Source organism: Micromonospora sp. NPDC005291 (genome assembly GCF_040607415.1).
Classification (GTDB): Bacteria; Actinomycetota; Actinomycetes; order Mycobacteriales; family Micromonosporaceae; genus Micromonospora.
The window spans coordinates 158,808-170,046 of sequence record NZ_JBEXGR010000016.1 but is presented as its reverse complement, the minus strand read 5'-3'; the positions used below and the strand labels follow the sequence as shown (position 1 = coordinate 170,046).

The window sequence follows — 11,239 nt, the reverse complement described above, 5'->3', positions numbered from 1 at the left end:
ACACCACCGGCGAACGCGAGACCCGCAACAGACAGCACGCTCTTACGAATGATCGTGTTCATGAGGGTTAGCTCCTTCGGGGGTAAGGACACCCAACCCGCCAAACAGGGGAACGGCGTGCGGGGTGTGAGCACCTCGTCCGGGCGCATCAGAAATCAAGGGGAAAAGTCTTGGGGGGTCGGCGGCCTACGGGCGCAGGGCTCGTGGCGCCGGGTCCAGGTGTAACGACCGGGGGGCCGGGGTCATTCCGGGGGTGGCCCATCCATCGGCACCCTCGTGGAGGCGGTGGCCGGACGGTCGTTCGTGGGGACTGTAACGACCGGGCGGGGTCGAGCATTCCAACCCCGGGTCGGCGTTCCAACCCTGAGGCGCGGGGTGGCGGGCCGGTGGTACTGCGATCGTCAGGGTATGTAACGACCCCGGGCCCGCCATGATTCCAGGCCACGGGTGCGACCGGTCACAAGCCAGAGGCGGCCGGGACCGGACAAACCACCCAGACAACCCAACGGGCGGTGCCTCAGACACCCACCACGGGCATGATCCACTCCATATCGCCGATGTCGGGGCATCACACGCCCCGGACACCCCCACCTCGCCGACGTCGTGTCGATCATGAACCAGCCAGCCACGCCAGCGGGGCCATAAGCGGACAAAAGACCCCCGGCGGGATTCGAGTCACCCTACGTGCGGGTGATCCATCGCGGCTAGCGCTCGTCGGGGGCCCACGAGCCGCTTCGGTAGAGGGTGCCGCGACCGGCCGGGTCGGGCATACCGTCCAAGGGGCCCGACTCAGGGCTGGGGGGTTCGGGGGCGCGGGCGGCACGTCGGGCTCGCAGCACGCGAGACCCGACGAACCAGGCGACCCCGGCCACGCAGACCACGATCACCACTTTCTGGAGTGTGGCGACGTACCCCTCGACGAGGTGCCAGTTGTCGCCGAGCAGGTAGCCGGCGAGCACGAACGTGGTGTTCCAGATCAGGCTGCCCAGCGTGGTGTAGAGCAGGAACGTGCGCACCGGCATGCGCTCCACCCCGGCTGGGATGGAGATCAGGCTCCGGAAGATCGGGATCATCCGGCCGAAGAAGACGGCCTTCACGCCGTGCCGGAGGAACCACGCCTCGGTCCGGTCCACGTCGCTGAGCTTCACGAGCGGAAGCCGGGCCACGATGGCGCGCATCCGGTCGCGGCCCAGTGACGCGCCGATCAGGTAGAGCGCCAGCGCACCCACCACCGAGCCCAGCGTGGTCCAGAAGATCGCACCCAACAAACTCATCCGGCCCTGCGCGGCGACGAACCCGGCCAGCGGCAGGATCACCTCGCTGGGGATCGGCGGAAACAGGTTCTCCAGCGCCACCGCCAGGCCGGCACCCGGCCCGCCGAGCCGTTCCACCAGGTCGCTGACGTAGCCGACGATGCCATCCTGGGGCGGTTCGGCCGCAGCGGTGGGGGTTCCGGTGGCGAGCACGGCGTGGGACGTTCGAATCATGCGCACACCGTACGAAGTGATCCTGAGAGAAGACCATCCGGCCGCGCAGGTCGACCACACCCGCAGCCCGCTGCGGCTCGCGGTGGCGCAGCCGCCGTGCGTACCCCTGGAGGTCGCGGAGAACGCGCGGGCGCACGCCGACGCGGTCCGCGCGGCGCGTGCCCGGGTGGTGGTCTTTCCGGAGCTGTCATTGACGGGGTACGAGTTGGAAGCCCCGGTCGTGCCGATCGATGACGCCCGGTTGGCACCGCTGGTCGAGGCGTGTGCCGAGACGGGCGCGTTGGCGCTGGCCGGCGCGCCGGTCGCCGGTGAGCACATCGCCACGCTGGCGGTGACCGGCGATGGTGTGACGGTGGCGTACCGGAAGATGTGGCTGGGCGACGCGGAGGCCCGCCGGTTCCGACCGGGCGGGACCCCGGCGGTGCTCGATGTGGACGGATGGCGGGTCGGCCTGGCGATCTGCAAGGACACCGGCGTCGCCGCGCACGCGACGCGGACCGCCGCACTGGGGATCGACGTGTACGTGGCGGGCGTGCTGGAGTCGGCACGCGACGCCGCCGTGACGGACGGCCGGGCACAGCGGATCGCCACGACGCACCGGGTCTGGGTGGCGATGGCGAGCTTCGCCGGGTCGACCGGTGGCGGTTACACCGAGGCGGCCGGGCGGTCCGCCATCTGGTCGCCCGAGGGTGACGTCTTCGCCCAGGCGGGCACCGAGCCGGGCGACCTGACCCGAGCCCGCATCAGCTGACGGCTCCGGCCAAGGTCGCGGCGGTGCGTCATCTCCTTCGGCTGAGCAGGTCGGCCGCCATCCGCGATGAGCTGTGGTTGGGCTCGACTCCTTCGACCAGGAGCACCTCGCCGGCGAGGTGCCTTGTCCGCAGGGGCTTGATCTCCTGGTAGGTGCTGGAGTCGTACCAGGCGCGGGCCTTGATCATGTCGGGAAACTCAATGATCACCAGATCGCCCGACCAGTCGCCTTCCAGTACCTCCGTGGTGCCGCCGTGGACGATGAACCGGCCGCCGAAGGGGACGAGGGTGGCGTCGATCCGCTCCAGGTATTCCAGCACGTCGTCGTGAATGGGTGCTCTGGGAAGGTGAGCGAGCCCGTACGCCGTCATGATGCTCCGTTCGTCAGGGTCGGTCGGGTCTCGGGGTGGTTACGCCGTTGGGACGCGGTCAAGGAAACCCAGGACCTGGGTCAACCGTCCGTCCTCGTCGGTCATCGCGACGTCGAAGCCTACGATCGGCGCCTCGACGTCGTCCGGCCCGAGCTCCCAGGTGAAACGGACCTGGTTGTGGTGACCGTCGACCGGTCCGGCCAACCGGAACGTCATGCCGGGAAACTGGTTCCGCACCGCGGCGATCGTCGCGTCGATCGCCTCCGGGCCCTCGGCGACCGTCAGTGGGTCGACGTAGCGGCCCTCGGCGGCCCACAGGTTGTTGATGCCCTGGCGCCGCCGCACCGGGTCGCTCTCGTTCCACAGTGCGATGTACCGCTCGGCCAGTTCGTCAAAGCTCGTAGCCATGGATCTCTCCTTGTCCGCTGAGGCGTTGGCGCCTCTGGAACAAATGATCTCGGCATCCTTGCGCGCTGTCGATTACGTCGCAGGTAATGACCGGTTCGCTCAGCTCGACCTGTCGATCGAGGCGGGTGTGTCGGCCCGGCCTCTGAGGTTCGTGGAGCGGTGGCACTCGGGGGATGTCGTATGCCTCAGGCAGGATCGGCGCCATGGACGCACCTCCTTCCCGACTGTCCGTTGTCACCCTGGGCACACGCGACATGGGCCTGCTGCGATCGTTCTACCGGTCGTTGGGCTGGCCCGAGTCGCCGGGCAGCGACGACGGCTGGTCCGCGTTCCTGCTCGGCGGCGTTCTGCTGGCGCTCTTTCCGCTGCCGGAGTTGGCCGCTGAGGCGGCGCCCGGCGTGCCGGACCCTGCCGGTGGCTGGTCCGGCGTCACCCTCGCCTGCAACGTCGACACCCCGCAGGAGGTCGACGTGGCCTTCGCCGCGGCGGTCGCGGCGGGCGCGACCGTGGTGGCCGAGCCAACCGACCGGTCGTGGGGTGGGCGCTCGGGCTACATCGCCGATCCCGAGGGCAACCGCTGGGAGTTCGCGTGGGCGGGCACGGCCCGCTTTGACGAGCGCGGTGCCCTGATTTCCTTCGGTTGAGTGCCGTCGCGGTGGTTGCCCCTGGTCGCTGACCTTGGAATCCTTTGGCCATGACTTCTTTCCCGGCGACCTTCGCCATCGACGTCATCGGTGAAGCCGCGAAGGTGCAGTGCGAGGCGTTCATCGACGAGCACCGCAGCGCGCTCAACGGCTACCTGGACGGGCTGACCGAGGAGCAGGCGCGCCGGTCGTTGGTGCCCAGCCGGACAACGCTGCTGGGTCTGTTGAAGCACGCCACGTTCGTCGAGAAGGTGTGGTTCGACGAGGCCGTCTCCTGCCGGTCCCGTTCGGAGATCGGCATCCCGGGGACGCCGGACGAGTCGTTCATCGTCGACGACGGCGACACGATCGCCAGTGTCCAGCGGGAACACCGCGAGGCGTGTGCGGCATCGCGCCGCGCGACGGCCTCCCTGGGGCTGGACGACGTGCTGCGCGGCAACCGGCGAGGCCCGCTGCCGCTGCGCTGGGTCTATCTCCACATGCTGCGCGAGCTGGCTCAGCACTGCGGCCACGCGGAGATCCTGCGCGAGCAACTCGTGGCCGCCGAATAGCATCGCCGCATGCCCGAGTTGGTCGCGCCCACCGTCGCCTGTACACCGCCTGGCTGGCGGCGCACGACGAGTGGGGCAGCATCCTGGAGGACATTCGGGACACCGACCTTGGCCCGGCACGGCGGTACTGGATCACGCTTTAGCCCACCGGCCGGTGTCGCCGAAACGACGTAGCGTCCAACGGGCCGGCGGCCAACCGCCGGGGTCGTGGTCAGTGGTCCATTCGGTGATCGAGGCCGGGGGCACGTCCAGGTCGAACGCCCGAAAGATCGGCTGCGCGGCGAGCGCGTGGAACGCGCCCTCGACGGTCTCGCTGTGGCCGACCAGGACCACGGTGGCGCCTCGGTGCCGGTGCGCGATCTCCATGATCGCGCGGCTGACGCGGACCACCAGTTCGGCCCAGCTCTCGTTGCCCTCCTCGAAGGGCCGGAACACTCCCCCACCGGTCACCGCGTGTTCCGTGCGGAAGCGGGTGGTCGGCAGGCCGTCGGCGTACGGAGGTGTGTGCCAGGTGCACAGGCCACAGTCGGCCACGGGTCGTACGCCAAACGCCGCGCCGATCGGTTGCGCGGTCTCGACAGCCCTGCGCAGCACGGACGAGTAGACCGCCACCGGTCTGTCGGCCGCAACGTCACCGGTCAGTCGATTGGCCAGATCGTGTGCCTGCTCGTGGCCGAGGGCGGTGAGGCCCTGACAACCACGTGGCCCACCCACGATTCCTTCGAGCTGGTGGAGCGACTCGCCATGTCGCACGAAGATCAGACGTGTCCGCATCGGGACATCATGCCAGCGGCATCGACGGGGATATCAGTCGTCCGTACGGCTGGTGGAGAAGCTGCTCGCCTGAGAGAGCAGAGCGTCGAGCTGGGCACCCGTCCGCGCTGGTAGCCGGTCGCGCTGCACCAGCTCGGCGATGCGTTCCCGCAGGTCGGCGACGTTCTTGGCCCGATCCCTGGTGCGGCGGTTCAGGTCAGCGAGGTCGTCGCGCAGATCTTCGGCGGTCTTTCGGTCGACGGTGCCGCGGGCGACCGCCGCGGTGAGGACGGCGTCGAACTCGCTGGTCACCTCCCGGAGGCTGACCGGCACCTGCTGCCCAATGGTCGGAGGCGCGGTGCTGTTGCCAGGTGACGGCGAGGACGGTGCCGCCGGCGTCGGTGATTGCGTCGTGGGTGCGGGCGCCGGAGCGGATGTCGATGGCGGGGCGGCGAGCTGAGGCGATTCGGGTGCGCCCGGCGTGCCGAGGTAGCCCTGGTTGAGCAGTGCGCCGAGGCCGACAAGCACGGCGAGACCGGCCGCGACCAGCACGGCGAGGGGCCGGCGCGACCGGCGGTTGACCGGCACGGCGGCAACGGGGACGGGGCGTGCCGCCGAGCGGTCGATCAGGGTGGGAGGGTGGGCCGCCGGCAGGATGCGCAGCAGCTCGGTGGGCGGCTCGACCGGCTGGCCGGCGCCGAAGCGGCGGGCCAGGTGCGCGGCGCTCGGCCGGTCGGCCGGGTTGGCGGCCAGGCAGGCGACGGTCAGCTCGGCGATGTCGGCGGGTAGGCCGGGCACCCGCAGCGGCGGCACCGGGATGCCGCGCCGGTGCACCTCCAGAGCGTCCTCCCAGCTCTGCACCGGCAGCGGTGCCTGCCCGGTGAGGGTGCGGTAGAGCAGCGCGCCCAGGGCGTACACGTCGCTGGCCGGATCGGGCGGGCCTGCGGCAAGGCGTTCCGGGGCGAAGTAGGCGGGCGTGCCCATCAACGGCTCACCGGATTGACTGTCGAGCCCGCCGAGCGCGGCGATGCCGAAGTCGAGCACCTTGGCGCCGGTGTCGGTCAGCATGACGTTGCCCGGCTTGACGTCGCGGTGCACGACGCCGATGCGGTGCGCGGCGGCCAGTGCGGCCGCGATCTGCCCGGCCACCCGGACCGCCTCCGGCCAGGGCAGCGGCCCGGAGCGCAGCCGGTCGGCCAGGTTGTGACCCTCGACCAGCTCCATCACCAGGTACGGCACCACGACGCCGCCGGCCAGGGTCGCCTCGGCATAGTCGTACACCTGGGTCACGTGCGGGTGGGCCAGCCGGGCGGCCGCGCGGGCCTCGCGTCGGATGGTGGCCCGCAGGTGCGGGTCGGCGGCGAGCTGCCCGGCGAGCACCTTGACGGCGACCGGCCGGCCGAGGACCTCGTCGTCGGCGCGCCACACCTCGGACATGCCGCCGAGACCGATCCGCTCGTGCAGTACGTAGCGGTCGTGGAGACGGAGAGTGGGCGTGAACGGCGACATGGCTTCACCAGTCTGCCTGGCCTCGTCCCACTCGACCACCCGCAGCGCCCGGTCCTTACCGGCTCATCCCCTGCGTACCGAAATGGCCGGTAGCGCGGGGGACACCGGGCCTCGCGGGCCGGTCAGGAGCAATGGGCGGCCGGCAGCGGTCGCGGCTGGATCCGGTCGGCGAGCCGGCGCAGGGCGCCAGCGGTGGCCTGCCGGGTCGGGGCGAGCAGCGCGCGGTGGGTCCGTTCGGCCTGGACCGGGGCGTCCGGTCGGGCCGAGTTGACGTGCCGGTTCATCGCGTCGAGAGCGGTGACGTACCCGGTTGGGAATTCCATGGTCAACTCCTTGGGACAGGTCCGGTGGAGGCCCGGACGACGAGTGCGGTGGGCAGCAGCACATGACCGGCCGCAGCATTCACAGGTGGGTCGAGCAGCAGCTCGGCGGCGATCCGGCCCTTCTCTTCGGCCGGTTGCCGGACGGTGGTGAGATTGGCCGCAGCGGCCTCGGGGATGTCATCGAAGCCGGTCACCGAGACCGGCGGGAGCTTGCCGGGCGACCGGCGGGCCAGCGCGTCGAGCACCCCGAGGGCGAGGACGTCGGAGCCCGCCAGCACGGCGGTCGGCGGCGTGGGCCGGTCGAACAGCCCGGCGACGGCCTCGGCCCCGGCCGCCCGACTGTTGCCCGCGGCGTTGACCAGGGTCAGCTCGGCCCAGTCGACGCCGACTTCGGCGAACGCGTCGGCGAACCCGGCGAGCCGGTCGCGGGTGGTGGGGTGCGCCACCTGGTCGATCCCGGGAAGGGCCAGGGGGCCGGCTGGCGCGTCGGGCAGCACCGCGTCGGCGAGCAGTGCCACCCGGCGGTGACCGAGGCCGGCGACGTGCGCCGCGACGCTGTGGGCTGCCGCACGCTCGTCGATGCCGACGAACCGGTCGTCGAGACCGGCGTCGTCGCGGACGGCGGTGGTGACAAATGGCAGCCCACGCTCCCGGATCACCTCCACCGCCCAGCTCTCGTCGGCGGCGCAGTAGACGCAGAACCCGTCGACGGCGGCGTTCTCCACCGCCCGCCGGGCGTCGGTCTGGGCCGGCGGCAGCGGCACCAGCAACATGCTGGTGCCGTGCCGCTCGGCGGCGCCGGCGACCCCGGCCAGGAAGCGGACCGCGAAGGGGTCGGTGAAGGCGTACGACATCTGCGAGGTGAACAGCACCCCGATGGAGCCGACGAAGCCGCGCCGCAGGGAGCGGGCGGTGGGATTGGGACCCGGGTAGCCGAGCTGGCGGGCCGCGTCGAGGATTCGCGTCCGCAACGCGGCGGAGAGCTGGTCCGGACGGCTGTAGGCGTTCGACACGGTGCTGCGGGAGACACCGACGGCGTCCGCGACGGCTTGCAGTGTTGGCTTCACCCGGCACCTCTCTGTATCGATCTAGACTGGATCGATACAGAGACTAGCGCGACGAGTCGGCGTCGGTCAATACGAACGTCCGAACCTTCAGGGCACCAGCACCAGACGGCCCCGCAGGCCCCCGGCGGCCACCCGCTCGTGCGCCGCCGCCACCTCGGTCATCGGCAGCCGCTCGGCCAACCGCAGGCTGAGCTGCCCGCCGTCGACCAGCGCGGACAACTCGGTCAGCTGGCCGCCGTCGGCGCAGACCTCCTGAACGACGACCCGGGTGGCCCGCAACGGTGGCGGGGCGAACGGCGCCACCAGCGCGACAAAGGTTCCCCCACCCCGCAACGCCTCGTGCGCGGCGACGCCGATGACCGCCGCGTCGATCACCGCATCCACCCCGCCAGGAACCATCGTGCGCACCGCCGCGCCCAGCCGGTCGGTACGCGGCACGAACCAGTCCGCGCCCAGCCCACGCACCAACTCCTCGTCCCGCGGGTCGGCCACCCCGACGGTCCGGACACCGCGCAGCGCCGCCAGTTCGAGCAGCAGACCACCCACCCCACCGGCCGCCCCCGTGACCAGCAGCGTCCGCCCGGCGTCCAGACCGGCGAGGGCGAGCGAACGGACAGCCGTGAGACCGATCAGCGGGAGCGTCGCCGCCAACTCCGGGGCGACCGTACGCGGAGCCGGTGCCACAGCGCCCTCGTCCAGTACCACCCACTCGGCCTGTGCGCCCGGTGCGGAGAGCAGGTCGCGTAGCCCGATCACCTCATCACCGACCGCGAACCGCCGGATCCCCGGCCCGACCGCATCCACCTCCCCCGCGACGTCCCACCCGAGCGCCACGACGGGCAGCGGCGGCAGCAGGCCGGCCGCGCTCAACGCGCCGCTGCGGGTGGACAGGTCGATCCGGTTGACGGCAGCGGCGGCGACCCGCACCCGCAGCTGCGCGAATCCCGGCTCCGGCCGGGGCATCTCGGCGATCTCCAGGACCTCGGGGCCGCCGAACCGGCGAACGATCACAGCTCTCATGCCGACGACGCTAGGAGCGCTAGTCTCCGGCGGGAAGGAGGCACCTTCGGGTGCCCTGGGAACCCGGGAGGTACACAATGGCCACCATGACCGCCGGCGAGCGCCGCGAGCAGGAACGGCGCCGGTACAACGCGTTCCTCGCCGAGTGCCCGGGCCACGAACTGCTGGCGACGCTCAGCGACAAGTGGCTGACCCTGGTGGTGAGCGCACTGGCCGACGGGCCGCTGCGGCACAACGAACTGGCCCGTACCGTCGCCGGGGCCAGCCAGAAGATGCTCACCCAGACGCTGCGCAAGCTGGAGCGCGACGGCCTGGTGAGCCGGTCGGTGACCGCGGGCGTGCCGGCCCGGGTCGACTACCGGTTGACGCCGCTGGCCGAGAGCCTGCTGCCGGTGCAGCGGGCCATCAAGGCGTGGGCCGAGACGCACATCGCCGAGGTGCACGAGGCGCGCGAACGGTACGACGCGTCGGGCTCCTGACGTGGGCCGGGACGACCTCAGGGCAGGCGGGCGACCCCGCCGTACATGCTCACCTCGACCACCGAGGGACGCGGCTGCGGTTCGCTCTCGGCCCGCCACTCGGCGACCGAGGTGATGCCCGGCTCGACCACGTCCAGCCCCGTGAAGAAGCCGGTGAACTCGGCCCGCGTGCGCAGGTTGATCAGCCCGTGCGGGCCGCCACCCTTGGCCGCCACCTTGGCCTGCTCGGCGATCTCCGGCGGAAGATACTCGTGGGTGGCGTGCGAGGCGGCCAGGTAGCTGCCGGCCGGCAGCGCATCGAGCAGCCGCCGCACCAGCGCGTACGGGTCGTCGGTGTCGGGCACGAAGTGCAGGACCGCCACCAGCATGAGCCCGACCGGCTGCGACAGGTCGATCGCGCGCTGCAACTCCGGGTGGGCGAGGATCCGCCCCGGGTCGCGCAGGTCGGCGTCGATGTAGGCGGTGGCGCCCTCTGGCGAGCTGGTCAGCAACGCGCGGGCGTGGGCGAGCACGATCGGGTCGTTGTCCACGTAGACCACACGTGACTCCGGCGCGACAGCCTGGGCGACCTCGTGGGTGTTGCTGGCGGTCGGGATGCCGGTGCCGATGTCGAGGAACTGCCGGATGCCGGCCTCGCGGGCCAGGTACCCCACCGCGCGCTGCAGGAAGCGACGGTTCTCCAGGGCGGAGATGCGGATGGTCGGGAAGGCGGCTGCCATCACGTCGCCGGACTCCCGGTCGGCCTGGAAGTTGTCCTTGCCGCCGAGCCAGTAGTTGTAGCGGCGGGCGGGGTGGGCCACCGTGGTGTCGATGCGGTCGCTCGGTGAGCCGCCCGTCGTACCGTGAGTGTCGGTGCTCAAGGCTGCCTCCATGACTCTGTGTGCGCCCAGCCGGTCGCGTCCGTCCACTGTGACCGGTGTAGACCATGCTAATGCCAACCCGGGTACGCTCGCCGCCCCAGTTGGCGATCACACTGCGTAGACGTCCTCCAGCAGCTTGCCGAGGATCTCCGGGGTGCGCTCCGGCGGCTCGGCCTCGACGCAGAGCCGTTCCATCGCCACGGCGTAGTAGTCGAGGTCATCGCGCTTGTCCAGGTAGATGGCGCTGGTGAGCTGTTCGATGTAGACGATGTCGGGCAGCTCCTGGTCACCGAAGCGCAGGATGGTGAACGCGCCACCGGCGGCCGCGTGGCCACCGGCGGCGAACGGAATGACCTGAAGTCGGATGTTGGGCCACGTGGTCGCCTCGATGAGCGTCGCAAGCTGGCCGCGCATCACCTCGGCACCGCCGATCGGGCGGCGCAGCGCCGCTTCGTCCACCACGGCCCAGAGCTGCGGCGGGTCGTCCCGGCGGAACAACTGCTGGCGCTGCATCCGCAGCGCCACCCGGCGATCGATCTCGGCCGCACCGGCCGTCCCGTGCCCGAGCAGGACGACCGCGCGGGCGTACTCGCGGGTCTGCAACAGGCCCGGTACGAATTGCACCTCGTAGCTGCGGATCAGCGCGGCCGCCGCCTCCAGGCCCAGGTAGGACTGGAACCAGGTGGGCAGAACGTCGCCGTAGCGGTGCCACCAGCCGGGGCTGTTGGCGTCGCGGGCGAGCTTGAGCAGCGCCTCGCGCTCCTGCCCGTCGGTGACTCCGTAGAGGGTGAGCAGATCGGACACATCGCGTTCCTTGAAGCCGACCCGACCCAGCTCCATCCGGCTGATCTTCGACTCGGAGGACCGGATCTCCCAGCCGGCACCTTCGCGGGTCACCCCGCTGGATTCCCGCAGCCGGCGCAGTTGCGCACCGAGCAGTATGCGCAGCACCGTTGGCCCGGTTGTCGGGCCGCCCTCGGCGGGAACCATCGTCACGTGCGGACCTCCGGATACCGA

At 71.3% G+C, this 11,239-nt stretch carries 14 protein-coding genes; 4 read left to right on the top strand and 10 right to left on the bottom strand.

The window, feature by feature from the left end:
* Positions 1–704: 704 nt before the first annotated feature.
* On the bottom strand, positions 705–1,487 hold the full coding sequence (locus ABZT18_RS21825; RefSeq protein ID WP_355252344.1) for a DedA family protein: 783 nt from the start codon (positions 1,485–1,487) through the stop codon (positions 705–707).
* 70 nt (positions 1,488–1,557) lie between these two features.
* Between ABZT18_RS21825 and ABZT18_RS21820 the strand changes: the two genes are divergently transcribed.
* Entirely contained in the window at positions 1,558–2,238 is a 681-nt protein-coding gene (locus ABZT18_RS21820) for a carbon-nitrogen hydrolase family protein (RefSeq protein WP_355252350.1), read from the top strand.
* Positions 2,239–2,266: 28 nt separating this feature from the next.
* Here the strand turns inward: ABZT18_RS21820 and ABZT18_RS21815 are convergent, their stop codons facing one another.
* The gene (locus tag ABZT18_RS21815; protein ID WP_354997648.1) at positions 2,267–2,608 is read right to left on the bottom strand and encodes a DUF1330 domain-containing protein; all 342 of its coding nucleotides are present in this window, start codon (positions 2,606–2,608) and stop codon (positions 2,267–2,269) included.
* A 39-nt stretch (positions 2,609–2,647) separates the two neighbouring features.
* Entirely contained in the window at positions 2,648–3,016 is a 369-nt protein-coding gene (locus tag ABZT18_RS21810; protein WP_354997647.1) for a nuclear transport factor 2 family protein, read from the bottom strand.
* Between the two features lie 203 nt (positions 3,017–3,219).
* On the opposite strand from ABZT18_RS21810, the gene ABZT18_RS21805 reads away from it, so the two are divergent.
* Positions 3,220–3,660 (top strand): VOC family protein, encoded by a 441-nt coding sequence (locus ABZT18_RS21805; protein ID WP_355173865.1) that lies wholly within the window; start codon positions 3,220–3,222, stop codon positions 3,658–3,660.
* A gap of 50 nt (positions 3,661–3,710) precedes the next feature.
* Positions 3,711–4,211: a DinB family protein gene (locus ABZT18_RS21800; protein ID WP_355252341.1), complete on the top strand. Its 501-nt coding sequence runs from the start codon at positions 3,711–3,713 to the stop codon at positions 4,209–4,211.
* A gap of 132 nt (positions 4,212–4,343) precedes the next feature.
* On the opposite strand, the gene ABZT18_RS21795 is transcribed toward ABZT18_RS21800, so the two are convergent.
* From ABZT18_RS21795 to ABZT18_RS21775, 5 genes are all read right to left on the bottom strand, one after another.
* Positions 4,344–4,985: a histidine phosphatase family protein gene (locus tag ABZT18_RS21795; RefSeq protein ID WP_355252338.1), complete on the bottom strand. Its 642-nt coding sequence runs from the start codon at positions 4,983–4,985 to the stop codon at positions 4,344–4,346.
* A 33-nt stretch (positions 4,986–5,018) separates the two neighbouring features.
* The gene (locus tag ABZT18_RS21790) at positions 5,019–6,473 is read right to left on the bottom strand and encodes a protein kinase (protein ID WP_355252335.1); all 1,455 of its coding nucleotides are present in this window, start codon (positions 6,471–6,473) and stop codon (positions 5,019–5,021) included.
* A 122-nt stretch (positions 6,474–6,595) separates the two neighbouring features.
* Positions 6,596–6,796 (bottom strand): hypothetical protein, encoded by a 201-nt coding sequence (locus ABZT18_RS21785; protein ID WP_354997641.1) that lies wholly within the window; start codon positions 6,794–6,796, stop codon positions 6,596–6,598.
* Positions 6,797–6,798: 2 nt separating this feature from the next.
* Entirely contained in the window at positions 6,799–7,863 is a 1,065-nt protein-coding gene (locus ABZT18_RS21780) for a LacI family DNA-binding transcriptional regulator (RefSeq protein WP_355252332.1), read from the bottom strand.
* Between the two features lie 87 nt (positions 7,864–7,950).
* A complete protein-coding gene (locus tag ABZT18_RS21775; protein WP_355252329.1) occupies positions 7,951–8,883 on the bottom strand; it encodes an NADP-dependent oxidoreductase in 933 nt (310 codons plus the stop codon).
* 77 nt (positions 8,884–8,960) lie between these two features.
* Between ABZT18_RS21775 and ABZT18_RS21770 the strand changes: the two genes are divergently transcribed.
* Complete coding sequence (locus tag ABZT18_RS21770; RefSeq protein WP_355252326.1) at positions 8,961–9,362, top strand: helix-turn-helix domain-containing protein; 402 nt, start codon at positions 8,961–8,963, stop codon at positions 9,360–9,362.
* 17 nt (positions 9,363–9,379) lie between these two features.
* On the opposite strand, the gene ABZT18_RS21765 is transcribed toward ABZT18_RS21770, so the two are convergent.
* Both ABZT18_RS21765 and ABZT18_RS21760 read right to left on the bottom strand, forming a co-directional pair.
* Positions 9,380–10,234, bottom strand: a complete 855-nt coding sequence (locus ABZT18_RS21765; protein ID WP_355252347.1) for an SAM-dependent methyltransferase — start codon at positions 10,232–10,234, stop codon at positions 9,380–9,382.
* A 96-nt stretch (positions 10,235–10,330) separates the two neighbouring features.
* Complete coding sequence (locus ABZT18_RS21760; protein WP_354997637.1) at positions 10,331–11,218, bottom strand: helix-turn-helix transcriptional regulator; 888 nt, start codon at positions 11,216–11,218, stop codon at positions 10,331–10,333.
* Positions 11,219–11,239: the final 21 nt, after the last annotated feature.